The sequence below is a fragment of the Pseudomonas sp. YQ_5 genome (genome assembly GCF_043103305.1).
In the GTDB taxonomy this organism is placed as follows: domain Bacteria; phylum Pseudomonadota; class Gammaproteobacteria; order Pseudomonadales; family Pseudomonadaceae; genus Aquipseudomonas; species Aquipseudomonas putida_Y.
The window spans coordinates 1-26,139 of the sequence record NZ_JBICJS010000074.1; the positions used below are offsets into that span (position 1 = coordinate 1).

Annotated in this window: 21 protein-coding genes and 1 pseudogene; 14 read left to right on the forward strand and 8 right to left on the reverse strand. The window is 60.1% G+C overall.

From position 1 onward, the window contains the following. Positions 1-136: 136 nt before the first annotated feature. The 4 genes from ACF8EA_RS17685 (at position 137) to ACF8EA_RS17700 (ending at position 5,032) form a co-directional block, all read left to right on the forward strand. The gene (locus tag ACF8EA_RS17685; RefSeq protein WP_392522797.1) at positions 137-1,156 is read left to right on the forward strand and encodes a DUF4917 family protein; all 1,020 of its coding nucleotides are present in this window, start codon (positions 137-139) and stop codon (positions 1,154-1,156) included. 836 nt (positions 1,157-1,992) lie between these two features. Continuing rightward, positions 1,993-3,405 (forward strand): saccharopine dehydrogenase C-terminal domain-containing protein, encoded by a 1,413-nt coding sequence (locus tag ACF8EA_RS17690; RefSeq protein WP_392522799.1) that lies wholly within the window; start codon positions 1,993-1,995, stop codon positions 3,403-3,405. Then, positions 3,393-4,124, forward strand: coding sequence for a hypothetical protein (locus ACF8EA_RS17695; RefSeq protein WP_021785764.1), 732 nt, complete (start codon positions 3,393-3,395; stop codon positions 4,122-4,124). Before ACF8EA_RS17690 ends, ACF8EA_RS17695 begins: the two co-directional genes overlap by 13 nt. Beyond that, positions 4,121-5,032: an EamA family transporter gene (locus ACF8EA_RS17700; RefSeq protein WP_021785765.1), complete on the forward strand. Its 912-nt coding sequence runs from the start codon at positions 4,121-4,123 to the stop codon at positions 5,030-5,032. The genes ACF8EA_RS17695 and ACF8EA_RS17700 overlap by 4 nt, the downstream gene beginning before the upstream one ends. Positions 5,033-5,088: 56 nt before the next feature. Here the strand turns inward: ACF8EA_RS17700 and ACF8EA_RS17705 are convergent, their stop codons facing one another. Together ACF8EA_RS17705 and ACF8EA_RS17710 are read right to left on the reverse strand one after the other, a co-directional pair. Next, on the reverse strand, positions 5,089-6,303 hold the full coding sequence (locus tag ACF8EA_RS17705; protein ID WP_021785766.1) for an SAM-dependent methyltransferase: 1,215 nt from the start codon (positions 6,301-6,303) through the stop codon (positions 5,089-5,091). Positions 6,304-6,391: 88 nt separating this feature from the next. Continuing rightward, on the reverse strand, positions 6,392-7,009 hold the full coding sequence (locus tag ACF8EA_RS17710) for a TPM domain-containing protein (protein ID WP_274119043.1): 618 nt from the start codon (positions 7,007-7,009) through the stop codon (positions 6,392-6,394). Positions 7,010-7,195: 186 nt separating this feature from the next. Here ACF8EA_RS17710 and bglX point away from each other — a divergent pair, with 186 nt between their 5' ends. The 4 genes from bglX to ACF8EA_RS17730 all read left to right on the forward strand — a co-directional run bounded on the left by bglX (position 7,196) and on the right by ACF8EA_RS17730 (position 14,276). Then, on the forward strand, positions 7,196-9,487 hold the full coding sequence (gene bglX / locus ACF8EA_RS17715) for a beta-glucosidase BglX (RefSeq protein WP_392522802.1): 2,292 nt from the start codon (positions 7,196-7,198) through the stop codon (positions 9,485-9,487). 130 nt (positions 9,488-9,617) lie between these two features. After that, positions 9,618-11,375 carry an ATP-binding protein gene (locus ACF8EA_RS17720; protein WP_392522804.1) on the forward strand — a complete coding sequence of 586 codons (1,758 nt, stop codon included), beginning with the start codon at positions 9,618-9,620 and terminating at the stop codon, positions 11,373-11,375. Continuing rightward, the gene (locus tag ACF8EA_RS17725; protein WP_103469436.1) at positions 11,369-12,703 is read left to right on the forward strand and encodes a sigma-54 dependent transcriptional regulator; all 1,335 of its coding nucleotides are present in this window, start codon (positions 11,369-11,371) and stop codon (positions 12,701-12,703) included. The genes ACF8EA_RS17720 and ACF8EA_RS17725 overlap by 7 nt, the downstream gene beginning before the upstream one ends. A gap of 253 nt (positions 12,704-12,956) precedes the next feature. Continuing rightward, positions 12,957-14,276, forward strand: a complete 1,320-nt coding sequence (locus ACF8EA_RS17730; RefSeq protein ID WP_028697504.1) for an MFS transporter — start codon at positions 12,957-12,959, stop codon at positions 14,274-14,276. Between the two features lie 128 nt (positions 14,277-14,404). Here the strand turns inward: ACF8EA_RS17730 and ACF8EA_RS17735 are convergent, their stop codons facing one another. Continuing rightward, on the reverse strand, positions 14,405-15,157 hold the full coding sequence (locus ACF8EA_RS17735; protein WP_084850828.1) for a hypothetical protein: 753 nt from the start codon (positions 15,155-15,157) through the stop codon (positions 14,405-14,407). Positions 15,158-15,498: 341 nt separating this feature from the next. Here ACF8EA_RS17735 and ACF8EA_RS17740 point away from each other — a divergent pair. Continuing rightward, positions 15,499-15,822 (forward strand): annotated as a pseudogene (locus ACF8EA_RS17740) (heme utilization protein); the annotation flags it as partial. 239 nt (positions 15,823-16,061) lie between these two features. Next, positions 16,062-16,667: a flavin reductase family protein gene (locus ACF8EA_RS17745; RefSeq protein WP_010952506.1), complete on the forward strand. Its 606-nt coding sequence runs from the start codon at positions 16,062-16,064 to the stop codon at positions 16,665-16,667. Here ACF8EA_RS17745 and ACF8EA_RS17750 read toward each other — a convergent pair whose 3' ends face one another. Both ACF8EA_RS17750 and ACF8EA_RS17755 read right to left on the reverse strand, forming a co-directional pair. Further along, positions 16,668-16,934 carry a hypothetical protein gene (locus ACF8EA_RS17750; protein WP_014859143.1) on the reverse strand — a complete coding sequence of 89 codons (267 nt, stop codon included), beginning with the start codon at positions 16,932-16,934 and terminating at the stop codon, positions 16,668-16,670. It abuts the gene before it with no gap. Between the two features lie 16 nt (positions 16,935-16,950). Continuing rightward, a complete protein-coding gene (locus tag ACF8EA_RS17755) occupies positions 16,951-17,244 on the reverse strand; it encodes a putative quinol monooxygenase (RefSeq protein ID WP_021785773.1) in 294 nt (97 codons plus the stop codon). Positions 17,245-17,446: 202 nt separating this feature from the next. Between ACF8EA_RS17755 and ACF8EA_RS17760 the strand changes: the two genes are divergently transcribed. Further along, the gene (locus tag ACF8EA_RS17760; RefSeq protein ID WP_021785774.1) at positions 17,447-18,367 is read left to right on the forward strand and encodes an AraC family transcriptional regulator; all 921 of its coding nucleotides are present in this window, start codon (positions 17,447-17,449) and stop codon (positions 18,365-18,367) included. A gap of 123 nt (positions 18,368-18,490) precedes the next feature. Here the strand turns inward: ACF8EA_RS17760 and ACF8EA_RS17765 are convergent, their stop codons facing one another. Continuing rightward, positions 18,491-20,128, reverse strand: a complete 1,638-nt coding sequence (locus tag ACF8EA_RS17765) for a 5-guanidino-2-oxopentanoate decarboxylase (RefSeq protein WP_392522807.1) — start codon at positions 20,126-20,128, stop codon at positions 18,491-18,493. Positions 20,129-20,242: 114 nt separating this feature from the next. Here ACF8EA_RS17765 and ACF8EA_RS17770 point away from each other — a divergent pair, with 114 nt between their 5' ends. After that, positions 20,243-21,118 carry a LysR substrate-binding domain-containing protein gene (locus tag ACF8EA_RS17770; protein ID WP_021785776.1) on the forward strand — a complete coding sequence of 292 codons (876 nt, stop codon included), beginning with the start codon at positions 20,243-20,245 and terminating at the stop codon, positions 21,116-21,118. Positions 21,119-21,272: 154 nt separating this feature from the next. Here the strand turns inward: ACF8EA_RS17770 and ACF8EA_RS17775 are convergent, their stop codons facing one another. Beyond that, positions 21,273-22,142 carry an oxaloacetate decarboxylase gene (locus ACF8EA_RS17775; RefSeq protein ID WP_021785777.1) on the reverse strand — a complete coding sequence of 290 codons (870 nt, stop codon included), beginning with the start codon at positions 22,140-22,142 and terminating at the stop codon, positions 21,273-21,275. 383 nt (positions 22,143-22,525) lie between these two features. Here ACF8EA_RS17775 and ACF8EA_RS17780 point away from each other — a divergent pair, with 383 nt between their 5' ends. Further along, complete coding sequence (locus tag ACF8EA_RS17780) at positions 22,526-23,977, forward strand: MDR family MFS transporter (protein ID WP_103469439.1); 1,452 nt, start codon at positions 22,526-22,528, stop codon at positions 23,975-23,977. Positions 23,978-24,094: 117 nt separating this feature from the next. Here ACF8EA_RS17780 and ttgR read toward each other — a convergent pair whose 3' ends face one another. Continuing rightward, positions 24,095-24,727 (reverse strand): efflux transport transcriptional regulator TtgR, encoded by a 633-nt coding sequence (ttgR, locus tag ACF8EA_RS17785; RefSeq protein ID WP_021785779.1) that lies wholly within the window; start codon positions 24,725-24,727, stop codon positions 24,095-24,097. Between the two features lie 257 nt (positions 24,728-24,984). On the opposite strand from ttgR, the gene ttgA reads away from it, so the two are divergent. Next, entirely contained in the window at positions 24,985-26,139 is a 1,155-nt protein-coding gene (gene ttgA, locus ACF8EA_RS17790) for a toluene efflux RND transporter periplasmic adaptor subunit TtgA (RefSeq protein WP_176682646.1), read from the forward strand.

A 26,139-nucleotide genomic window follows, 5' to 3' on the forward strand; every position in this document is an offset into this window, starting at 1 on the left:
GGACCTGTAGGAGCGGGTTTACCCGCGAAAGGGCCAGCACAGACAACACAAGACCATCGCCTTGACACCAACCCTCGCACACCTCGCACGACATGCTAAAGTCGCCCCCGTTCCCGCACCACCCAACGGATCCAGCATGCCCGCACTCGATGCCACCCTTACCCCCTGGCCAGAACTCGCCGCCCGCCACCCCTGCGACGCCCTGCTGCTGGGCAATGGCGCCAGCCGCGCAGTATGGAAGCCGTTCGGCTACTTCTCGCTGTTCGAGCAAGCGCAACGCGCAGGCCGCAAGAAAGGCCTGGCGGTCAGCGACCAGGCACTGTTCAAGTCCTTGGCCACGGAACTGTTCGAGCCGGTGCTCAGCGCCCTCAACACCACGGTGCGTACCAATGCCGCCCTGGCCATCAACTCCACCGCACCGCTGAACCGCTACTACTCGATCAAGGAAGCGTTGATCCACGCCGTGCGTACGGTGCATCTGCCCTGGCAACTGCTGCCGCCGGCCACCTTGGCAACCCTCAATCAGGCGCTGCGCAGCTATCGAAGCGTCTACACCAGCAACTACGACCTGCTGCTGCCATGGGCCGTGCAGCACGCCCCGAATGGCTTCGCCGAGCTGTTCGACGAACAGGGCTATTTCGACGTGCGACGCACCGGCAGCGAAGGTACCCGGGTGATGCACCTGCATGGCGGCCTGCACTTGCTCAAGCTGCCCGACGGCACCACCCGCCAGCGCAGCGCTGAAAGTGCCGAACTGCTCGATGGGTTTGCCGTGAACATCCCGGGTGAAGTACCGCTGTTCGTCAACGAAGACCGCAGCGACGAGAAACTGCGCGCCATCCGCAACTCGGACTATCTGAGCTGGTGCCTGGGGCAACTGGCAGAGGAAAGCCAGGGGCTATGCCTGTTCGGGCAGCACCTGGACAGCAGTGACCGGCACCTGCTCGACGCTGTGCGCCAAGCACGTCCGCAACAGTTGTCCATTGCCATTCGGCCGCTGGGCGAGGCGTCGGTGATTAATCAGAAGCAGCATTTTGCAGATCGTTTCGGGGATTTGCCGGGGACGACGCTGCATTTCTTCGATGCCAGCACCCATCCGCTGGGGCAGGTAGCATTGGCTGTCGAAGTGCCGTCCAGCCTTGAACGAGGGGCTTGAGCAGAAGCTCAATAGGTTGAGTCACAAGCACCAAACACTCGCTCATACGCACTTGAGACATTTACAGCAACGCTCTGCGAGCCAGCTCCAAGGTGCCCTGAGCAAGCCAGTAGTTGCCTTAGGCTCTGTACGAAAAGCCTTTATACTTGTTCATCCTGCGTTGAAAACAGCCTTGGAATGCTCATGTACTCCAGTACACTCCGCTTCCTCGGTTGTTTTCGCCTTGCCTGACCTGCGCCCCAAGACTTTCGTACAGAGCCTAAGAGACCAGATGTCGCTTCGATGAGACGAGCGCTGGTCACAACACTGCAAACGCCTTTCAGCGCGCTCTTGATCGCTTCTTTCGCAGAGGTAGATTCGCGGATAAATACTAGCGCCAATCGAATTGGCTGTCCTAAACCGACCAGCGCAAACTACACCCGCCTTCGGCCAGATGTTCCAATATCGCATCGGTGCCTACTTTTTCGCTCAACTGATACTTGAGCGTTAACCCATATTCCATCGCTACTTCTCCTTCCCAGCATTTGGCGCAACTTTCACCGCTTTGCTGCCCAAGCCGTTATCGACCACACGCCTTAACTGGCGCGCAAAATTGCCAGGACGCAGAGGGATGCAATCAGAATACCAACTTCCAAACTCCGAGCAAGACCAGAAATATCCTACAAGCCATTAGGATCGCTCCGTAGTACTTACTTTAAAATGCAACTGCACCTGCAAAAAATCTTGACCGCTCATACGTCTGATGATTCTATCAAGTGCGTCTTATATGTACCGCGCACCATCGCGCCGGGCCTTGACCTGATTCATCAACAGATAAAATAACAGGAAGTTACCCGATGAAATTTATAATTATAGGGTACGGAGCGACTGCAACCGCACTTCTCCCCATACTCTTCGATGAGTTTGGCGACCAGATATCTTCACTTACTGTCATTGACCCACTCCCAAAAGACGACAACAGTCACCCCACCGTTTCCCCCAAAACTTTTGTTTGCACGCGCCTGACGATCGAAAACTACAAAGACATCCTGATAGACCCGAATGACAATACATTCTTGATAAATCTATCCGTCGACGTCTCAAGCCTAGACTTGGTCGCCTATTGCCAAGAGCGGGGAGCAAAATATTTAGACACCTGTATCGAGCCGTGGGCAGGATACTATACAAACACCACCATAGACCTCAAGTACAGGACCAACTACCATCTACGAGAAAGTATGCTCGCCCTTAAACGAGCGTGCAAAGGTGGCCCCACAGCCGTTATCGCACATGGGGCAAACCCTGGGTTGGCATCCCACTTTGTCAAACAAGCACTACTTCACCTTCGGCATGATCTGTACGGCGCGAACGACCACGTACCAACCACACGCCAAGAATGGGCGCAGCTAGCATGCGACCTGCACATCAAAACCATTCACATCGCTGAACATGACACTCAAATAGCTAAAACACCTAAAACAATCGGGGAGTTCATCAACACTTGGTCAGTCGACGGTTTTATCGCTGAAGGATGCCAGCCTTCGGAATTAGGCTGGGGGACTCATGAGCTAAAACTACCAATTGGAGCACATTTTCATGAGTCCGGCTGCAAGAGTTCAATATATTTGACTCAGCCGGGCGCATCGGTTCGAATAAAAACGTGGACACCTGCTGCCGGCCCTTGCTTGGGATTCTTGATCACTCACAACGAATCCATATCCCTGTCGGATTACTTGACAGTTCATGATGAGAACGGCGTCTCCTATAGGCCAACCGTCAATTACGCCTATCATCCTTGCAATGACGCCATTCTCTCACTTCATGAACTAATCGGAAATTCATGGCAGCCACAGCAGCGAAAACGTGTCATTAGTGGCAATGATATCCTTGAGGGCGCTGACTATCTCGGCGTTCTCTTGATGGGGCATGAGAAGAATGCATATTGGTACGGCTCTGCCCTTAAAAACTGTGCAGCTCAAGCTTTGAACCCCCAAAGTTCTGCCACCACCTTACAAGTAGTTGCAGGTGTAATAGCTGGCATCAGATGGGCCTTAGAAAACCCAAGACATGGAATTGTGGAGGCGGAGGAAATCGATTTCCAGTTCATACTCGGCATTGCACAACCCTATTTGGGAGAGCTGGTCGGCGCATACACAAACTGGTCACCTGATTACAACGCAAAGGATAGCCTTTATCCCTCAACCTACCTCTCATGGCAGTTTGAGAAATTCCTTGAACACGTACAGGACGTACAAACATGGGCTATATAAAGACGGCAATCGGCCTGAAGTGCCATGACTGGTCATCAGTCGAACTATTGAAAGAACTTTCACCTGCTACCATTACCAAAAATAAGAAAGACATCAAGCGTCGCCAAGAAAATTTATGGCACGACATGAGTTCCGAGTTCGATTCGAAGCACTTTCTTCTCTATCTCCTGAAACGTAAAGACCTTAATCTAAGCGATGAATTTCTGGAGTTTACATGCCTTTGGCATCTCGACGAACAAAACCACTACAGAGGCCTGCGCAAGATAAACAGCGTTCTTTACGGACAAAGCGAAGAGCTCATCGAACGCCAGTTGAATGCCAGAGAGCCAGACTTTGGGGCCATTGAAAAATTTCTGACTGATGAATTCACCATTCTGCTCTCTATTGCATTCGATGAAATAACAAGCACAAGAGCCTACAAGCAAGACTTTGATTTTTTTGATAGCTTGGGACCTTCATGCCTGTCAACCTGGATACGTAACGCCGCTAGGGATGAAGCTGCACACTATGGAAACACAATAACAATCTTGAAACTTCGCCACTCATCAAGATTAAAGGAGGCGCCAACTATACTGGACAACATTTTGGCACATGAAACCTCACAATCATTCACCTACAACAATACATTCCTTTTTGATCATAACACTGACGATTTTTCCCATGAACTATTACAACATAGCAAAAGCACGATCATCGGTGCCCTGGAGCGTCACCCATGACTTGGATATACTTATCTCTAATGGCACCATTACTATGGAGCCTATCCAACATACTAGACAAATTCGCCATTGAGCATATAACATCAAATTATATACCCTTTATTTTTCTTCTCAGCATAGGTAATATATTTTTTGCCGCAGCCATACTTACTTTTCTTGATGTCTCTGAAATCGACCCCTTATTCGCCAGCCTTAATATACTTTCTGGGCTTGCTATATTCCTTCAGTATTTCGCATATAGCTACTCCCTGGAGGACATGGATGTTTCGGTAGTGATACCTATCCATCAGTCAGAGCCACTATTTGTTCTGGCGGCATCCATATTAATATTTCACGCTTTCCCCACGCACGAGCAGTTTTTAGGATTTTTCTTGATCACCGGGGGTATTTTATCGCTCTGCCTGTCAAAAAAAACAATTCTTGGGCTAGGAGAAAGAAGGCATGTTGCGATGGTATTTGTATCCGCATTTTTTGGCGCTATATCAACCATCATTTCCGACGAAATACTAAAAAGCAAAAACCTTGAGTTCGTTCTGCTTTTCAACTTTTCAGGGTATGCATTCGGTGGGCTTCTACTGCTGCTTAACCCTGCCTGGAGAAGGCTAATAATTCAGGACCTGAAAGTTCTTAACGCCAGGCAATTTAGCATTTTCGCCGCCACCAATCTATTCGATGTAGGAGGCTACGTATTTTTCATGGCCGCATTGGCAGTAGGCGGCGGCGCGGCCTTGGTCTCAGTCGTTGTTAGTATTCACCCTGTGTTTGTACTTATTTTTGGAATCATCGCCACCCGGTTCTTTCCGAACTTCATTAGCGAAGATATCGCACCCTCTGGCATCCTGAGGAAGTCCATCTCAATCCTGATCATCATATCAGGCATATCGATAGCGGCATTTAATGACATGTAAAAAGCATGAAACTGCAAGAGCCTGGGGGCGCGCCAACATTCACGCAAAGATGACCATCAAAGCAATCCATCCGCGCGCAACAATGTTTCCAGGCAATGCTCCTGCACCCCATAGAACGCCTTGAGCTGGGCAATTTTCTCCAGCAACGCCCCGTTATCCCCCGCCTGGCGCCGCTTCACCGCAAGAATCATCTTGTTCTTGTTGGTGTGCTCCAGCGAGATGAACTCGAACACCTTGGTTTCATAGCCACAGGCTTCCAGATACAGCGCGCGCAGGCTGTCGGTGAGCATTTCGGCCTGCTGGCCCAGGTGCAGGCCGTACTGCAGCATGGGTTGCAGCAACCCCGGGCTGTGCAGTTGCGGGCGGATCTGTTTGTGGCAGCACGGCGAGCACATGATGATTGCGGCGTTGCAGCGGATGCCGGTGTGGATGGCGTAGTCGGTGGCGATGTCACAGGCATGCAAGGCGATCATCACCTCGATGGCCTCAGGCACCACGCTGCGTACATCACCACACTGGAACTCCAGGCCCGGGTGGTCCAGGCGTGCGGCTGCGGTGTTGCACAGGTCGACCATGTCCTGGCGCAGTTCCACGCCAGTCACCTGTGCGTCGCGGCCCAGGCTGTTGCGCAGGTAATCGTGCATGGCAAAGGTCAGGTAGCCCTTGCCCGAACCGAAGTCGGCCACCCGCAGCGCCTGTTCCGCCGACACCGGTGCATTGGCGAGGGCGTGATCGAAGACCTCGATGAATTTGTTGATCTGCTTCCACTTGCGCGACATGGACGGGATCAGTGCGCCTTGTGCGTCGGTCACACCGAGGTCGCGCAGAAATGGCCGCGACAGTTCCAGATAACGCTTCTTCTCGCGGTCATGCCCGCTGCCCGCGTCGGCCACACGCGGCGCCTGGGCACCGTGGCGCTGGAGCATCGGTTTGCCCTTCTTGCTGAAGGTCAGCTGCACTTCGCCGTCAGCATCGAACAGGTGAGCATTGCGGAAGCTGTCCGGCAGCAACTCGGCAACCAGCACCTGGGCCTGGTCCAGCGGCAGGTTGCGGGTGATGTCGCGGGTCTGGTGGCGGTAGACCAGCGACAGGCACGGCTGGCCCTTGACCTGCAGCGGCTTGGCAATGATCCGTTGCAAGGTCTGGTCGGCACCGACATGGCGCGCCAGCACCAGCTTGACCAGGGTTTCGCCGTGCAGGGCGGCGTTCAGCAGGTCGAGAAACTGAGCGCGCGCATCCGGCGCGCAAGAGGCAGAAGTACTGGCGGACATGAAAAAGGGGGCCTTGGGTAGCGGAACGCCTATTCTAACGTGCCCCAAGCACCCTGTGGGAGCGCTCTCCAGAAACGCTGGTGCTCCTTCAGTCGAGAATCACCAAACGGTTGGGCAATTCGTTGCGGGCATGGGTTGGCGGCACGTGCTGGCTAAGCAGCTCGCCACACGCCTCGATGCACTCGACAAAGCCCTGGAACGTTCGCCCCTGGCGCACCTGCTCGGCAAAGCGGGCACCGATGGCCGCGCGGGCTTCGGCATCCAGGCAGTGTTCAATACCCCGATCGACCAGTATTTCCACATGCCGCTCCGCCTCGCTGACAAAAATCAGCACGCCCGTGGCGCCTGCTGTGCGCTGCAGGTTCTGCTCGCGAAACTGCTGGCGGGCCAGGCGCGAGGCGCGCCAGCGGCGCAAGGCACGGGGGATCAACCAATCGGCCAGGCGCGGGTTGCGCAGAAGCAGGCACAGGCCGACGAACAACAGCACGTTGCCCATCAGCACACCGCGCACGCTGGGCCAAGCCAGCAGCCAGTGCAACAGACCGGGTACGGCCAGCGCCAGCACGGCGGCCCAGAGCAACGGCCAATAGGCATAATCGTCTGCACGGCGGGCCAGCACCGTCACCAGTTCGGCATCGGTACGCCGTTCGGCACGGGCAATGGCTTCGGCAATCTGCCGCTGATGGTATTCGTCGATGGGGGTCATGCCGTCGGTCTCTTGAGCGTTCTTATAGTTGTTATCCCGGCATTCGGGGCTTCATCCGCAGGCGATATATTCAGGCATAATCCGCCGCTGGAAGAATTGCCCGCAAATCGTACAACAATAGCCGCCTGAAAACTTCGGTCGCGCACCTATCACCGTGGATACGGCAGCGGCCCCATAACGGAATTGATGATGAAACTGTCTTTGCTGGGCCTGGCCATGGGCCTTGCCAGTCAGGCGGCCCTCGCCGCCCCCTCCGCCCCGCCCCTGCAGGACAAGCAGGCATTCATCGAGCATCTGATCAGCCAGATGACCGAAGCCGAAAAAATCGGCCAGTTGCGCCTGATCAGCATCGGCCCGGAAATGCCCCGCGACAAGATCCGCGAGGAGATCGCCGCCGGCCGCATCGGCGGCACCTTCAACTCACGCACTGCCCCCGAAAACCGGCCAATGCAGGACGCGGCCATGCGCAGCCGCCTGAAGATCCCGATGTTCTTCGCCTACGATACCGTCCACGGCGAGCGCACCATCTTCCCGATCGGCCTGGGCATGGCCGCTACCTGGGACATGGAGGCCGTCGCCAAGGTCGGCCGCACCGCCGCGATCGAAGCCTCGGCCGACGCCCTGGACATGACGTTCGCGCCAATGGTGGATATCGCCCGTGACCCGCGCTGGGGCCGCACCAGTGAAGGTTTCGGCGAAGACACCTACCTGACCTCGAAAATCGGCCAGGTAATGGTGCGCTCGTTCCAGGGCAGCAGCCCGGCCAACCCCGACAGCATCATGGCCATCGTCAAGCATTTCGCCTTGTATGGCGCCGTGGAAGGCGGGCGCGACTACAACACGGTCGATATGAGCCTGCCGAAAATGTACAACGACTACCTGCCACCCTATCGCGCCGCGCTCGATGCAGGTGCCGGTGGCGTGATGGTCGCGCTGAACTCGATCAACGGCGTACCGGCCACCTCCAACACCTGGCTGATGAACGACCTGCTGCGCAAGGAGTGGGGCTTCAAGGGCGTGACCATCAGCGACCACGGTGCCATCCAGGAACTGATTCGCCACGGCGTCGCCCGTGATGGCCGTGAAGCTGCCAAGCTGGCGATCAAGGCCGGCATCGACATGAGCATGAACGATACCCTGTACGGCGAAGAGCTACCGGGCTTGCTGAAGTCCGGCGAGGTGACCCAGCGCGAACTGGACCAGGCGGTACGTGAGGTGCTTGGTGCCAAGTACGACATGGGCCTGTTCAAAGACCCATACGTGCGTATCGGCAAGGCTGAAACCGACCTGAAAGACTACTACAGCAACGACCGCCTGCACCGCGAAGCTGCGCGTGACGTGGCACGCCGCAGCCTGGTGCTGCTGGAAAACCGCAACCAGACCCTGCCGCTGAAAAAGGCCGGCACCATTGCCGTGGTCGGCCCGCTGGCCGATGCCCCGATCGACATGATGGGCAGCTGGGCCGCCGACGGTAAACCCGTCCACTCGGTGACCGTGCGCGAAGGCTTGCGCCGCGCCGTGGACGGCAAGGCCAAGCTGGTCTACGCCAAAGGCTCCAACGTCACGGGTGACAAGGCGATACTCGACTACCTGAACTTCCTCAACTTCGATGCCCCGGAAATCGTCGACGACCCACGCCCGCCTGCCGTGCTGATCGATGAAGCAGTCAAGGCGGCGAAGCAATCCGACGTCGTGGTCGCCGTGGTCGGCGAGTCCCGCGGCATGTCCCACGAGTCGTCAAGCCGTACCACCCTGGAGATCCCGGCCAGCCAGCGCGAGCTGATCAAGGCGCTCAAGGCCACCGGCAAACCGCTGGTGCTGGTGTTGATGAACGGCCGGCCGCTGTCGATCAGCTGGGAGCGCGAGCAGGCCGACGCCATCCTGGAAACATGGTTCGCCGGCACCGAAGGCGGCAATGCCATCGCCGACGTGCTGTTTGGCGACTACAACCCCTCCGGCAAGCTGGCCATTACCTTCCCACGGTCTGTGGGCCAGATCCCGATGTACTACAACCACACCCGCATCGGCCGGCCGTTCACGCCGGGCAAGCCGGGCAACTACACCTCGCAATACTTCGAAGAACCCAACGGGCCGCTTTACCCGTTCGGCTATGGCTTGAGCTACAGCAGCTTCGAGCTGTCGGGCCTGAACCTGTCGGGCAAGGATCTCAAGCGCGGCGATACGCTGGAAGCCAAGGTAACGGTCAAGAACACCGGCAAGGTTGCAGGCGAGACGGTGGTGCAGTTGTACCTGCAGGATGTGTCGGCGTCGATGAGCCGCCCGGTGAAAGAGCTGAAAAACTTCCAGAAGCTGATGCTTGAACCGGGCGAAACCCGCACGTTGACCTTCCGCATCAGCGAGGACGACCTGAAGTTCTACAATGGCCAGTTGCAGCGGGTTGCCGAACCAGGGGAGTTCAATGTCCAGGTAGGTCTGGACTCCCAGGCGGTGCAGCAGCAGAGCTTTGAATTGCTTTGACTGAAAAAGGCCGCCTGTTCCGGCCTCTTCGCGGGTAAACCCGCTCCTACAGGTGCTGCAGAGTACCTGTAGGAGCGGGTTTACCCGCGAAGAGGCCGGCCCCGATATCCCACCACCGGATCCGCCCCCAATGCCCTTTTCCTTTCGCGCCCTGCGTCTGGGGCTGATCACCCTGCTGATCGTGCTGGGTACCGCACTCAGCGCCGGCTGGGCCATGCACCAGGCCAAGCGCCAGGCCATGGAAGACGACGCCAAGCGTGCCAGCCAGCAACTGGGCCTGTACGCCAACGCACTGCACACCCTGATCGACCGCTACCGTGCCCTCCCCGCCGTGCTGGCGCTCGACCCGGAACTGATCGCAGCCTTGCGCGGCCCGGTCGACGAAGGCGTTCAGAACGCCCTGAACCACAAGCTCGAACGTATCAATGGCGCCGCCAATTCCTCCACCCTCGAACTGCTCGACCGCACCGGCCTGGCCATTGCCGCCAGCAATTGGCGGCTGCCCAGCAGCTACGTCGGCTCCAACTACGGTTTCCGTCCCTACTTCAAGCAAACCCGCAGCCAGGGCAGTGGCCGCTTCTATGCCGTGGGCGTGACCAGTGGCGTGCCGGGCTACTTCCTCGCCAGCGCGGTGAACGACGAGCACGGCCGATTCCTTGGTGCCATGGTGGTGAAGCTGGAATTCCCCGAGCTGGAACGCGAATGGCGACAGGGCAACGATATCCTGCTGGTCAGCGACGCCCGCGGCATTACGTTCATCGCAAACCAGGATGGCTGGCGCTACCGCGAGCTTCAGCCGCTCAGTGGCGCCGACCGAGCCGAGCTGGCCGAAACCCGTCAGTACGACAAGCAACCGCTGGTGCCGCTACAGCATCAGGTACTGACGCGGTTTGCCCCCTACAGCACCCTTAGCCGCGTGCAAGGCCCCGAGGGTAGCACCGAGTACTTGTGGGAAAGCCTGCCGCTGGAAGGCGAAAACTGGACCTTGCACCTGCTGCGCAAACCGCAGGTCGCTGCAGACGGCCTTAATGCAGCGCTTGGCGCCGCCGCCGTCTGGCTGAGCCTGGTGTTCGCCGCCCTTTTCGTCAGTCAACGCCTGCGCCTGGCACGCCTGCGCCAGCGCAGCCGGCAAGAACTCAAACGCCAGGTCGAGGAGCGCACCCGCGAGCTGCGCACTGCCCAGGAAGGCCTGGTGCAATCAGCCAAACTGGCCGCACTCGGGCAAATGTCAGCGGCCATGGCCCATGAAATCAACCAGCCGCTGACCACCCAACGTATGCAACTGGAAACCCTGCGCCTGCTGCTTGACCATGGTCGCCATGACGAAGCGCGGCAAGCGCTGGAGCCGCTGGAACAGATGCTCACGCGCATGGCAGCACTTACCAGCCACCTGAAAACCTTTGCCCGCAACAGCCCGATGGGCCTACGCGAACGCCTCGACCTGGCAACCGTGGTCGACCAGGCCTTGCACCTGCTGGAAGCGCGCATTCGCAGCGAGGAAGTGGAGGTGGCTCTGTACCTGGCACGCCCGGCCTGGGTACGCGGCGATGCCATCCGCCTGGAGCAGGTGCTGATAAACCTCCTGCACAACGCGCTCGACGCCATGATCGACAAGCGGTACAAACGCCTGGAGATCCGCATCGAACCCGACGGGGAGCTATGGCGCCTGAGTGTGCTCGACTCGGGTGGCGGCATTGCCGAAGCCGACCTGGCCAAGGTCTTCGACCCGTTCTTCACCACCAAACCGGTGGGGGAAGGGCTAGGGCTGGGCCTGGCCATCTCTTACGGCATCGTCCATGAGGCCGGCGGCCAGTTGCGGGCCGAAAACCTGCCTGGCGGCGCGCGCCTGAGCCTTACCCTGCCCCGCGACCTGGAGCCTGTATGTTGAATTCGGTGATCGTCGTCGATGATGAAGCCAGTATCCGCACTGCTGTAGAGCAATGGCTGAGCCTGTCCGGCTTCAGCGTGCAGTTGTTCGCTCGCGCCGAAGAGTGCCTGGCACACCTGCCGCAGCACTTCCCTGGGGTGATCATCAGCGATGTACGCATGCCGGGTATGGATGGCCTGCAATTGCTCGAACGCCTGCAAGCGAACGACCCCGACCTGCCCGTGATTTTGCTGACCGGTCACGGTGATGTACCGATGGCGGTAGAAGCCATGCGCAGCGGGGCCTATGACTTCCTGGAAAAACCCTTCACGCCGCAAGACTTGCTGGGCAGCCTGCGTCGCGCCCTGGAAAAGCGCCAGCTGGTGCTGGAGAACCGCCGGCTCCACGAGCAGGCCGACCTCAAGTCACGCCTGGAAGTCACGCTGCTGGGCATGTCCCAGGGCCTGCAACAGCTGCGCCGGCAAGTCCTGGACCTGGCCAGCCTGCCGGTAAACGTGCTGATCCGCGGTGAAACCGGCAGTGGCAAGGAGCGGGTGGCCCGCTGTCTGCACGACTTTGGCCCCCGTGCCGCCAAGCCCTTTGTAGCCCTTAACTGCGCGGCCATCCCCGAGTCGTTGTTCGAGGCCGAACTGTTCGGCCATGAGAGCGGCGCCTTCACGGGCGCCCAGGGTAAACGGATCGGCAAGCTGGAGTATGCCAACGGTGGCACCGTGTTCCTCGACGAAATCGAGAGCATGCCACTGGCCCAACAGGCCAAGCTGTTGCGGGTGATTCAGGAGCAGAAGTTGGAGCGCCTGGGGGCCAACCAGAGCATCAGCGTCGACCTGCGCATCATTGCTGCGACCAAGCCCGACCTGCTCGAGGAGGCGCGTGCCGGGCGCTTCCGAGAAGACCTGGCCTACCGCCTGAACGTCGCCGAATTGCGCCTGGCACCGCTGCGCGAGCGGCGAGAGGACATTCCGCTGCTGTTCGAACACTTTGCCCGTGCTGCCGGTGAAAAGCTTGGTCGCGCGGCCCCGCCGCTATCGGGTGCACAGCTGGCGCAGCTGCTGTCACATGACTGGCCTGGCAACGTGCGTGAGCTGGCCAATGCGGCGGAGCGGCATGCGCTGGGGCTGGGTTCGCCAAACATCGAGGTGGCACCTGCCGGGCAGTCGCTGGGCGAGCAGATGGAAGCATTCGAGGCGCAATGCCTGCGTGCGGCCTTGCGTCAGCATGGGGGCGAGATCAAGTCGGTGATGGAGGCTTTGCAACTGCCGCGGCGCACGCTTAACGAGAAGATGCAACGGCATGGGCTGGTGCGCGAGGATTTTATTGGGCAGGCATGAGCGGAAATCCGCTTATGACCAGGACCGGGTAGGCGAAAAACCGCTCATCTCGTCGAGATTTCAGACTGCTTTGCAGCCCTTCGCGGTCAGGCCCGCTCCTGCAGAGGGCGGCGCAACACCCACTACTGTGCCGGCTTGGGATATTTGACGCCCTCAAATGAATCAGCCTGCACCCATTTGGCACACCTTCTGCAATTGCCTTGGCAAGCTGCGCCACGGCGCGCTCCACAAAAACAACGAGAAGGTATCCCTGATGGATAACGCCACCTCCCTGCCCGCCGGGGCGGCCACCGCGCCTGCCGCAGAAAAAACCACCGCCAGCCGCTTGAAGTCGATTTTCAGCGGGTCCATCGGCAACATGGTCGAATGGTACGACTGGTACGTCTACGCCGCATTCTCGCTGTACTTCGCCAAGGCCTTCTTCCCGGCCGGCGACTCCACCGCACAACTGCTCAATACCGCCGCGATCTTCGCCGTGGGCTTCCTCATGCGCCCGATCGGTGGCTGGCTGATGGGCCTGTACGCCGACCGCAAGGGCCGCAAGGCCGCGCTGATGGCGTCGGTACTGCTCATGTGCGCGGGCTCGCTGGTCATCGCCCTGACCCCCGGTTATGAAACCATCGGCGTCGCCGCGCCAGTCCTGCTGGTCATCGCACGCCTGCTGCAAGGCCTGTCGGTGGGTGGTGAATACGGCACCTCGGCCACCTACCTCAGCGAAATGGCCAGCAAGGAGCGCCGTGGTTTCTTCTCCAGCTTCCAGTACGTGACCCTGATCTCCGGCCAGCTCATCGCCCTGGCGGTGCTGATCGTCCTGCAACAGACCCTGACCACCGAGCAATTGTACGCCTGGGGCTGGCGCGTGCCGTTCGTGATCGGTGCGCTGTGCGCCGTGGTGGCCCTGTACCTGCGTCGCGGCATGGAAGAAACCGCCTCGTTCACCAAGAAGGAAAAGGCCAAGGAAAGCCTGATGCGCACGCTGCTGCGTCACCCCAAGGAGCTGATGACCGTCGTCGGTCTGACCATGGGCGGTACCCTGGCCTTCTACACCTACACCACCTACATGCAGAAGTACCTGGTCAACTCCGTAGGTATGAGCATCAGTGACTCGACCACCATCTCGGCCGCCACGCTGTTCCTGTTCATGTGCCTGCAGCCGGTGATCGGTGGTCTGTCCGACAAAATCGGCCGCCGTCCGATCCTGATCGCCTTCGGTGTGCTCGGCACCCTGTTCACCGTCCCAATCCTCAGCACCCTGCACACCATCCAGAGCTGGTGGGGGGCGTTCTTCCTGATCATGGCAGCGCTGATCATCGTAAGCGGCTATACCTCGATCAACGCCGTGGTCAAAGCCGAGCTGTTCCCTACCGAGATTCGCGCCCTGGGCGTGGGCCTGCCGTATGCCCTGACCGTGTCGATCTTCGGTGGCACCGCCGAATACGTGGCCCTGTGGTTCAAGAGCGCTGGGATGGAGAGCGGCTTTTACTGGTACGTCACCGCCTGTATCGCCTGCTCGCTGCTGGTTTACGCGACCATGAAGGACACCAAGCAGCACTCGCGGATTACCACTGAGTGAATGTGAAGCTGCCGAAATGAAAAGGGCGCACCGTCTCAGGTGCGCCCTTTTCATTTGTTCGATCAGCACTCATCTCGCTGAGAACCGACTAAACATTCCATTCGGATCACTCGTACCTGAAAGCAGGATCAGGACATCTCAAGTGCCTGTCGCGGATCACGACGCTGGTACCGGTTGGCCAGCAGCACCAGCACCAGCAGCACCCCGCCCAGCACAGCCGAAGAACCGACCGTGCCGAAGTCCAGGCCACCCTTTTCATAGGGTTTGGTGAGGAAGTCGCCCAAGGTGGCGCCAAACGGCCGAGTGAGCACGAACGCGACCCAGAACAACATCACGCTGGGAATACGCGTCCAGTAGCGGGCGACCACCACCAGCGCAATGGCACTGCCAATCAACAGCGCGCCGCCGGCAAAGCCCAGCCCCGAGTCATCGGCCAGGTAGTCGCCCAGCGCGGTGCCGAGGGTGTTGGAAAACAGAATTGCCACCCAGTAGAACAGCTCGCCCGTTCGGTTCTTGATGCGGTTGACATCCAGCGGGTTGCCGCTGAGGCGCCAGGCCAGGAAGGTCACCAGCAGGATGCCGATCAGGAGGGCCGAACCCGCGGCATAACCCAGGCCCAGGGTGCGGTCCATGAAGTCGGAGATGGTGGTACCAGCGGTACTGGTGGAAAGAATCACCAGCCAATACAGCATCGGGTGGTAGCGGCGCGAGTAGAGCTGGCCGACCAAGGTCAGCAGGAACACGCTGATCAGCATCAACGAGCTGAGTGCATAGCCGATGTTCAACGTCATCGACAGCAAGTCGCCTGCCGTTTCGCCAAGAGTGGTTGCGCAGATCTTCATGACCCAGAAGGCCAAGGTGATTTGCGGGAGTTTGTTCATTGTTGTGCCGCTCCAGTCTGAGGTGCGGCGATGTTGCTGAGCAGCATCTGAAAAAACGGTTGGTGGTACATGAAAAAAGCGTCGATCGAACTTTGAAACAAGAAATTTCATTCTTAACGCCCCATTAATTCGCGCCCGTCAAGCTGCAGTGGCTGACAAAACGACTACGTGAGTGCTCGCGGCTAGTGGATGACACCACTGCCTGACTCACGCGAAGCACGCACAAACACATCTATTAATTCGATTTTTAAGCGCTATTTTTTGCGCTTTTTAATCAATTTATTAGGCGTAGGATTAAACCCATAGAAACAAACAACTCACAAACCCCTGGAGCAACCATCATGAAAAACAAACTGATCCTTACCCTGGCCCTCTCGGTTTTCGCAGCGGGCGCCTTCGCCGAAGATGGCTTCGACCGGACCGACGCTCACACCTTTGCCGCGGCTCAAACCCAGCCCGCCAGCTACGCTGAAGACGGCTTCGATCGCACCAACGGCCAGCGCTTCGCCGAAGACGGCTTCGATCGCACCAACGGCCAACGCTTCGCCGAAGACGGCTTCGATCGCACCAACGGCCAACGCTTCGCCGAAGACGGCTTCGATCGCACCAACGGCCAACGCTTCGCCGAAGACGGCTTCGATCGCACCAACGGCCAGCGCTTCGCCGAAGACGGCTTCGATCGCACCAACGGCCAGCGCTTCGCCGAAGACGGTTTCGACCGCACCGGCGGCCAGCACTTTGCCGAAGATGGCTTCAACCGCACCAACGCGCACCGCATCAGCTGATACCTGATTGCGAGCACCCAGCCCGGCTTCGGCCGGGCTTGATCATTTGCAGGCGAGCTCAGGCTTGGCACACTAGGCACCTTGTCCACCAGGAGGTAGGGCCAACAAGCCCAGCACAGATGTATTACTACGAACCCGCCAAAGGCCACGGCCTGCCGCACGACCCGTTCAATGCCATCGTCGGTCCCCGCCCTATCGGCTGGATCTCCTCTCAGGACCGCGAAGGCCGCCTGAACCTGGCGCCTTACAGCTTCTTCAATGCGTTCAACTACATCCCGCCGATCATCGGTTTCTGCAGCGTCGGGCGCAAAGACAGCCTGAACAACATCGAGCAGACCGGTGAGTTCGTCTGGAACCTGGCCACCCGCCCTCTGGCCGAGCAAATGAACCTGAGCTGCGCACCGGTTGCTGCCGAAGTAAACGAATTCGAATTGAGCGGCCTCACTGCCGCACCCTCGAGCATCGTCAAGGTGCCGCGCGTGGGTGAAACGCCGGTAGCCTTCGAGTGCAAGGTCAGCCAGATCGTCCAGCTCAAGCGGGCCGACCAGGAACAGGTGCCCAGCTGGCTGATCCTTGGGGAAGTGGTGGCGGTGCACATTGCCGAGCACCTGCTGAACAACGGCATCTACGATACCGCTGCCGCCGAGCCTATCCTGCGGGGGGGTGGCCCGGCGGACTATTTCGAGCTGGGCAACCTGTTCAAGATGGCCCGGCCGCCGGCCTGATCACCAGACCAGCTCACCCTCTTCGCTGACGCCCTGCAGGCGTTGCAGCTCAGCGGTGGCCGCTTCGTCGGCGGCCACGGCGCCCTTGAACACCTGCCCGTCGAGAACCTTGTGAAAGCGCGGCGCGCCGCCCATGCCCAAGGCTTTGACCGCGATGGCGGCGTTGTAGCCGCCACCTTCCACCGGCACCATCGCCGATACCGCTTCGAAATGAGTGAATTCCCTACGTGCCATATTGCTGTCCGCGTGATTGAACAAAGGCGTCACTTTACCTCATCAACACTCAATCGAAGGTATGCAAGTCCAGGCTGCTGACCACCTGGGCCTGCACCAGCTCACCAAACACCTCCAGTGTCGGCGAAGCAAAGTAACCACTCATCGCCTGCTGGTCCTGCCAGCTTCCGCTGAGCAACCACAGGTCAGCATCAGCCTGCGAACGCTGCACGGTAAAACTCAGGCAACCCGGTGTACGCAGCGAAGGCTCAAGCATGTCACGCAGGCGCGCGCCCAGCTCTGCCGAGCGCCCGCTGCTGGCACGGATGAAAGCAAGGTGGGTGACCGGTTGTTTAAGGGTCATTGCACAATCTCCTTGAAGCAGGCGGACGGAAAAGCCAGGCTGCCAAGGTTAGGCGCTCACCCGCGCGGCGCGTTAGGCCATTACTGCACGCCGATTGCCTGATCCTGCAGCGCGGCAGGATCAGGCAATCGGCGTGCAGCTTTCGACTAGCGCCCGTCTTTGCCCAAACCTATGCTGCGTCGGTCAGCAGAGGAAAGCCATCATGACCACCGCCACGTCCACCGAACCGACCCTGGAACTGCAGCGCCTGGAGCTGGCCGAGCTGATCAACCGCCACGCGGGCGAGCCCTATGGCCCAGCATCGGCCATCGATGACCTGTACCTGGTGCGTCACACCGAAAATGTGCGTTCTGTACCCACCCTGGCGCAACCTGCCCTGTGCATCCTTGCCCAGGGCAGCAAAAGCCTGTTCCTGGGTGACGAGCAGTACGCCTACGACCCACTGCATTACATGGTCGTTTCGGTGACCTTGCCACTCAGTGCCGTGAGGCTGGATGCCAGCCCCGAGAACCCAAGCCTGGGCCTGCGCATGGACCTGGACCCAGCCGAGATCAGCCAGCTGATCGCCGAGAGCGGGCCGATGCTGGTACCCAATCGACCTTCCGGCCGTGGTTTGTATGTGGAAAGGACAGATGCCGCATTACTCGATGCCCTGCTGCGGCTACTGCGCCTGCTGGACACCCCCCGCGACATCGCAATGCTGGCGCCGCTGTTCCGCCGCGAGATTCTCTACCGCCTACTGCGTGGTCCGCAGGGTTACCGGCTGTATGAAATTGCCTTGGCCAACAGCCAGACCCACCGGGTGTGCCAGGCCATCACCTGGCTCAACAACAACTACCAACAGCCGCTGCGGATCGAGGACCTGGCCCGTGAGGTCAACCTCAGCACCTCGACCTTGCACCACCGCTTCAAGGCCGTGACCTCGATGAGCCCGCTTCAGTACCAGAAGCAACTGCGCCTGCAGGAAGCGCGGCGGCTGATGTTGAACGACGGGCTGGAGGCGGCGGTGGCGGCTTATCGGGTGGGTTATGAAAGCCCGTCGCAGTTCAGCCGTGAATACAGCCGGCTTTACGGCGCGCCGCCGATTCGCGATGTGGCTCGGTTGAGGGCTACTGCGGTCTGAAGCTCAACATTCGCCTGCAGCGGCGCTTTCGCGGGTAAACCCGCTCCTACAGGTTTTTGCACAGATGCGAAAATTGCGCGCTGCCTGCAGGCGCGAGAGGCCGATACAGGCAATCGCAATGCTTCAACCCAACACCGCGGCCTGCCACTGATTCTGGTCCACCTGAATCAAGGTCGGCCCCTTGCGCTCCGCCGCTTGCCCGAGCACGGCCTGCAATTGGGCGATATCGGCCACGTTCTCTGCTGCCGCGCCCAACGCCCGCGCCACGCCGATGAAATCCGGGGTATGGATATCCACCCCGACCGGCTCGATCGCCCGATTGACCATGTATTTCTTGATTTCCTCGTACCCCTGGTTATTCCACAGCAGTACGATCAGCGGGACCTGCGCCTCCACTGCACTGGCCAGTTCCGGCAGGGTGAACTGCAAACCTCCATCACCAATCAGGCACACCGCCGGGGCGCGTTCGACGGCCTGCTCGGCACTGCCCAACCAAGCGCCCATGGCTGCTGGCAACGCGTAACCCAAGGTACCGTAGCCGGTCGAGGCGTTGAACCAGCGGCGTGGCTGCTCCATGTCGAGTGTCAGGTTGCCGGTGTACACAGGTTGGGTCGAGTCGCCCACCAGAATCGCATTCGGCAGGCGCTCCAGTATGGCGCTCAGCAAACGCGTCTGGCTCAGGGTGGGCTGGTCCCAGTCTGCCGCCAGGACCTTGCGCAGATTGGCCACGCGGGCCACGCCCCAAGTGCTTTCGTGCACTGGCTGCGGCTGGGCTTGCAGGGCACCGAGCAGCGCTTCGGCAGCCAGCTCGGCATCGGCTACCAGCGCCAGCTCCGGCAGATAATTGCGCACGGTCTGGTCCGGGTCGATGTCAATACGCAACAGCCTGCCCGGGATCTCGAAACCACCCTTGAAGGTCACGTCATAATCGGTTTCGGCCAGTTCGGTGCCGATCGCCAGCACCACGTCGGCCTCGGCAACCAGCGCCCGTGTGGCGGGTAACGACTGGGTCGAGCCGATCTGCAATGGGTGGCTGGCAGGCAGCAAGCCTTTGGCATTGATGGTCAGCGCCACCGGGGCCTGAAGGTGTTCGGCCAGGCGCGCCAGCGCAGCGCCCGCAGCCAACGCCCCGCCACCGGCCAGAATCAGCGGCCGACGTGCACTGGCCAGTCGCTCAGCCATCTGCGCCACGGCCTGCGGTGCAGCCCCTGCCCGACTACCACGTACGGGGCGGCCCGGCAGCAGGAAGTCGGCCGGCTCAACCAGCACATCAAGCGGGATTTCGATATGCACCGGGCGTGGCCGGGCACTGTCGAACACGGCAAATGCCCGGGCCAGCACCTGCGGCAAGTCGGCTGCACTCATCAAGGTGTGGGAAAACGCCGCCACACCCGATACCAGCGCGGCCTGGTTGGGTAGCTCGTGCAGCTTGCCACGGCCACCGCCCAGCTGGTCACGGGACTGCACGCTGGAAATCACCAGCATCGGGATCGAGTCGGCATAGGCCTGGCCCATGGCAGTGGTGATATTGGTCATGCCCGGGCCGGTGATTATGAAGCACACCCCGGGTTTGCCGCGGGTGCGCGCATAGCCGTCAGCCATGAACCCGGCACCTTGCTCATGACGTGGGGTGATGTGGCGAATGGAAGAGCCCGCAAGGCCACGATAGAGCTCCACGGTATGTACACCGGGAATGCCGAAGACATGATCGACGCCATAGCCTTCAAGGAGTTTGACCAGTACTTCGCCGCAGGTTGCCATCAGGGATCACCATGAATCTTGTTGGGGTATGCCCTTATTGGACCCAAGCCACGGCTATCGCCACAATGTAAAAAAACACATACTAGCCATGTCCTGTGATCATGGCTTACTGCAATGAAACGCCTCCCACCCCTGCCTGCCCTGCACACATTTTTGGTCACCGCCCAGCACTGCAACTTCACCCGCGCAGGGCAGCAGTTGCACATCACCCAAGGCGCTGTCAGCCGCCAGATTGCAGCTCTCGAAGAACACCTGGGTTATGCCCTGTTCAAGCGCGAGGCCCGCGGATTGAGCCTGACCCGTGAAGGCCTGGACTGGCTGCCGCGGGTGCAGCAGGTGTTCGCGCTGATCGAACAGGGGGTGCGCGAAGTGGGTGAGCACAGCACTACCTTGCAGCTCAAGGCACCCACCTGCGTGATGCGTTGGCTGCTACCGCGCCTGATGGAATGGCAGGCACTGCGCCCGGACGTACCGGTGGAGCTGACCACGACCGTGCAGCACGGGGTGGATTTGCGTCGCGAGGGCTTCGATGCAGCGGTGGTCTATGGCAATGCACCAAACCACGGGCTACATGTGCGCAAACTGTTCGATGAGCAACTGACCCCAGTGTGCGCGCCATCACTGCGTGAAGGGCCAGTGCCGTTGCAGCAGGTGGAAGACCTGGCCAGGCACATGCTGCTGCACCCCTCGCGAGATGAACACGACTGGCGGTTGTGGTTGCAGGCGGCTGGAGTGACGCTGGCCACACATGGACCCAAACAGCATTTCGAGACACTGGACATGGCGATGGCCATGGCTTCGCAGGGCACAGGGGTGGCGATCGGTGACTGGTCGCTGATTGGCGATGACCTGCGCGGTGGGCGGTTGTGCATGCCGTTTGCGCTGAAGGTGCTGACGGGCAAGGGGTATTACCTGGTGAGCCAGGCCAGAAGCTTGCCGCCGGGGTTGCTCGAATTACTGGACTGGCTGGAAGGCCAGGCCAGCCTGTGACAGCCCTTTCTCGGGGTCGCCCACAGGTATGCACATGCCTTGGGATCTGCGCGGTCCCAGTGGGAGCGGGCATGCCCGCGAAGCAGGCGACTCAATGGCCGACTGTGGAGTGCAAACTTGAGCGCCGTCCGTTGAATGGACGGCGCTCTGCCGATCACTCCTCGACGCTCATGTATTCCTTGGCCCAGCGAATGTAGTCTTCAGGCTGGGTGTAGGTGTGCGACAGCTCGGTGGCACTGAGGTTTTCCGACTTGTTCTGCCGACCACGCTGCAGCCGCAGGCAGTCGTAAGTGGCCTTGATTGCGGCAAAGTAAGCCGCATGGCCATCGACTACGATGCGCACGCCCAGACGCGCCAGGCGTTCGTCATCGCGCAGGTTCGGGTTGCCATAGGTGACCAGCATCAGCGGCACCGTCAGGTGCTCGGCAATCTGCTCGAGCTGCTCGAAGTCTTTGACCCCGACCATGCAAATGCCATCAGCGCCCGCTTTCTGGTAGCTCTGCGTACGCACGATGATTTCTTCGGTGCTGAGTACGCCCGCGTTGGTTCGGGCAATGATCGACAGGGACGAGTCGACCCGTGCCTCCAGCGCCGCACGGATCTTGCCAACACCCTCATCGACCGGAATCAGGTCGGTGGACTTGCGCCCGAACTGGGCGGGCAGCAGGGTGTCCTCGATGGTCAGTGCGGCCACACCGGCGCGCTCCAGTTCGATCACCGTACGCATCACGTTCAGTGCGTTGCCATAGCCGTGGTCGGCGTCCGCCAGTACCGGCAGTTGCGCAACCCGACCAATGCGGGTGGCCTGCTCGACGAACTCGCTGAGGGTGATCAGAGCGAAGTCCGGAGCAGCCAGCACCTGCAACGAAGCGACCGAACCGCCGAGGATACCGACTTCGAAGCCCAGGTCTGCGGCAATGCGTGCCGACATCGGGTCGAACACCGAGGCAGTGTGGAAACAGGAACCTGAAGCGAGCAGCTCGCGGAAGGCAAAACGCAGATCTTGGTGGGAAGCCTTGGGCATGATCACTCCGCAAAAAAAGTTGAAATTTGAACGGTAACTACCGACCCCTGTAATCGGGTCTACCTGACCTGTTCCAACCGTCGCCATCTGGGCGGTCATGCTCGACATGCAGGCAGAGGAATAAAAGGTGTGGGAGACAGCGGACTGAAAAACCTGCGGCAAAATGTTGCACCAAGCTGGTGCAAGCCCCGAATTTCAGCCTCTGTGGCATACCAACGATATCACGCAGCCATGCCTCGCTGGATGAATGCGCCAATGCCGATCTTGCATAGGGGATGCAGATAGTACATAGGAAGCTACCTAACTCAGGGTACAATTCGGGGGCTTCTCTGAGAGCAGGCTTGCCCGCGAAGGGGCTGCCGTAGACAAAACAAGGTATTCCCGTGACCGCCGCCCTGCCCCCTACCTCCCTGCGCAACGTGCTCACCGCCCTCATGCTGGCCATCTTCCTTGGCGCTCTGGACCAGACCATCGTCGCCGTCTCGCTGCCCGCCATCTCGGCACAGTTCAGCGATGTCGGCATGCTGGCCTGGGTCATTTCCGGGTACATGGTGGCAATGACCGTGGCTGTGCCGATCTACGGCAAACTGGGCGACCTTTACGGCCGGCGCCGGATGATCCTCACCGGCATCAGCCTGTTCACCCTGGCTTCCATTGCCTGTGCAATGGCCCAGGACATGCAGCAACTGTTGCTGGCCCGGGTACTGCAGGGTATTGGCGCAGGCGGCATGGTCTCGGTGAGCCAGGCAATCATTGGCGACTTCGTACCCCCACGCGAACGCGGCCGCTACCAGGGCTACTTCAGCAGCATGTACGCCGCGGCCAGCGTGGCCGGGCCAGTGCTGGGCGGCTGGTTGACCGAGTACCTGTCGTGGCGCTGGGTGTTCTGGATCAACCTGCCGCTGGGGCTGGTCGCCTTGTGGTTCATACACCGAGCCCTCAGTGGCATGCCGCTGCAGCGTCGCGAGGCACGGGTAGACTACCTTGGCGCCGTGCTGTTGATCCTTGGCCTTGGCAGCCTGCTACTGGGCATCACCTTGGTGGGCCAGGGCCACGCCTGGGCCGACCCGGCCGTGCTGGCGCTGTTCGGCTGCGCCCTGCTGGGCCTGACGCTTTTCATCGCCCACGAACGCCGCTGCACAGAGCCGCTGCTGCCGCTCAGCCTGTTCAGCAACCGGGTGGCGGTGCTGTGCTGGGCAGTGATCTTCTTCGCCAGTTTCCAGTCCATTTCCCTGACCATGCTCATGCCCTTGCGCTACCAAGGCATCACCGGCGCAGGTGCCGACAGCGCCGCCCTGCACCTGCTGCCGCTGGCCATGGGGCTGCCCTTGGGTGCCTTCACAGGTGGCCGCATGACCAGCCGGACCGGGCGCTACAAGCCGCAGATCCTGGCCGGTGCACTGCTGATGCCAGTGGCCATTTTCGCGATGGCACTGACTCCGCCGCAATCAGCGTTGCTCGGTGCGCTGTTCATGCTGCTTACCGGTATTGCCTGTGGGCTGCAATTTCCGACCTCGCTGGTGGGCACACAAAGCGCGGTGGCCAGCAAGGACATCGGCGTGGCCACCAGCACCACCAACCTGTTCCGCTCGCTGGGCGGAGCCATGGGCGTGGCGTGCATGTCCAGCCTGTTGCTGGCCCTGCTGCATCAGGGTGGTTTCGAACTGTCGGGTAATCCGTTGCTGGGGAGCTTGAAGGCCGCGGAGGTGGACCTGGTGACTCAGGGGCGGTTGCTGGACACGTTCAGGCAGTTGCTGATGGGGAGTGCACTTGTCGCGGTGCTGGGGCTGTTTGCGGCATTGGCTTTGCCCGACCGGCAATTGCGCGGCCGCTGAAGGCTACGCAGTCGCTGCAAGAGCCGCCTTGTGCTGCGCACAGCCGCAAGGCAGCCGCGCCCTTAATCCCCCCTTAACACAAAGGGGAAACACTCCCTCACAATCCTTAACAAAGTGTTATTTGCGCAGAGCCGGGCTCAAGCGCAGCATATCCAGCCCGGTGTCGACCCATTTTTCGACATCACCCAACAGATCGACACTGTCAGGCAGCAAGAGCCAGCGCCCGATCAGGCCATCGACATAGGCAAACATGGCCACCGCCGCGCGCTCGACATCCAGCTCGCCAGGCAACTGGCCCCGGCGCACGGCATTGGCCAGCGCCAGGGTGATGCCCTTGTGGCAATCCAGCACCGCACCCTGGCGCTGCTGGCGAATTTCACACATGTCATCGGTGAACTCGCACTTGTGATGCAGGATTTCATTGATACGGCGGGTTCGGGCATCGAGCACCAGCTCGTTGAACACCTGCAACAGCAGCTTGCGCATGCAGCCAAGCGGGTCGACTTCATCCTCGCTTTCGCTCGCGCGCGCCAAATGGTCATGGGTCTCGTGCAGGCTGTCGAGCAACGCCTGCACCAGCTCGGCCTTGTTGTTGAAGTGCCAGTAGATCGCCCCCCGCGTCACACCCGCCAGTTCGGCGATGTCGGCCAGGGTGGTTCGCGCAACCCCGCGCTTGTAGAAGGCCTTTTCCGCCGCCTCGATGATCTGGGCGCGGGTTTCCTGGGCTTCTTCTTTGGTTCGACGGACCATGGCAGTACAACCTCATCTGGCCCGAACGCGCAGCGCGTGCGGGGAACGCTCCGGGGAACCTCTGCTGGGGGCCTCTCGGATGAACTAATCAAGCGCTGAGGCAGTACCTGAGTACAGCCCAGCAGTATTTACAAACAACCATGAATGTAAGTATATTCCTTAGCAAGCTATTTATCCACCGGATAGCATTTTTTCCAGATCAAGATCTCTTCCATTACTCTTGAGCGTCTCCCTGCTCCAGCGACCCGAGGATCCTCATGCAATTCAAGCCAGCCGTTACCGCTCTGGTTTCCGCCGTCGCCCTGGCAACCTTGCTCAGTGGCTGTAAGAAAGAAGAAGCAGCGCCAGCGGCGCAGGCTCCTCAGGTCGGCGTCGTGACCATCCAGCCGCAAGCCTTCACCCTCACCTCGGAATTACCGGGGCGTACCAGTGCCTACCGCGTCGCCGAAGTGCGCCCGCAGGTCAACGGCATCATCCTCAAACGCCTGTTCAAGGAAGGCAGTGAGGTCAAGGAAGGCCAGCAGCTGTATCAGATCGACCCTGCCGTATACGAAGCCACCCTGGCCAATGCCAAGGCCAACCTGCTGGCTACACGCTCACTGGCCGAACGCTACAAGCAACTGATTGACGAGCAGGCCGTCTCCAAACAGGAATATGACGACGCCAATGCCAAACGATTGCAGGCCGAGGCTTCGCTCAAGAGCGCACAGATCGACCTGCGCTACACCAAGGTTCTGGCGCCGATCAGCGGCCGTATAGGCCGTTCTTCGTTCACCGAAGGTGCACTGGTAAGCAATGGTCAGACCGATGCCATGGCCACCATCCAGCAGCTCGACCCTATTTATGTCGACGTTACCCAGTCCACCGCCGAGCTGCTCAAGCTGCGCCGCGACCTGGAAAGCGGTCAGTTGCAGAAGGCTGGCGACAACGCCGCCTCGGTTCAGTTGGTGCTGGAGGACGGCAGCCTGTTCAAACAGGAAGGCCGCCTGGAATTCTCCGAAGTCGCGGTCGACGAGACCACAGGCTCTGTGACCCTGCGCGCCCTGTTCCCCAACCCCGATCACACCCTGCTGCCAGGCATGTTCGTGCATGCGCGGCTTAAGGCCGGTGTCAACGCCAACGCCATCCTGGCACCGCAACAAGGCGTGACCCGCGACCTCAAGGGCGCACCAACCGCCCTGGTGGTCAACCAGGAGAACAAGGTCGAACTGCGCCAGCTCAAGGCGAGCCGCACCTTGGGTAGCGACTGGCTGATCGAGGAAGGCCTCAACCCGGGTGACCGCCTGATCACCGAAGGGCTGCAGTACGTGCGCCCGGGCGTCGAGGTGAAGGTCAGCGAAGCCACCAACGTCAAGAAGCCGGCCGGCCCTGTTCAGGCCAACGCGGCGAAAGCAGACGCCAAAGCGGAGTAA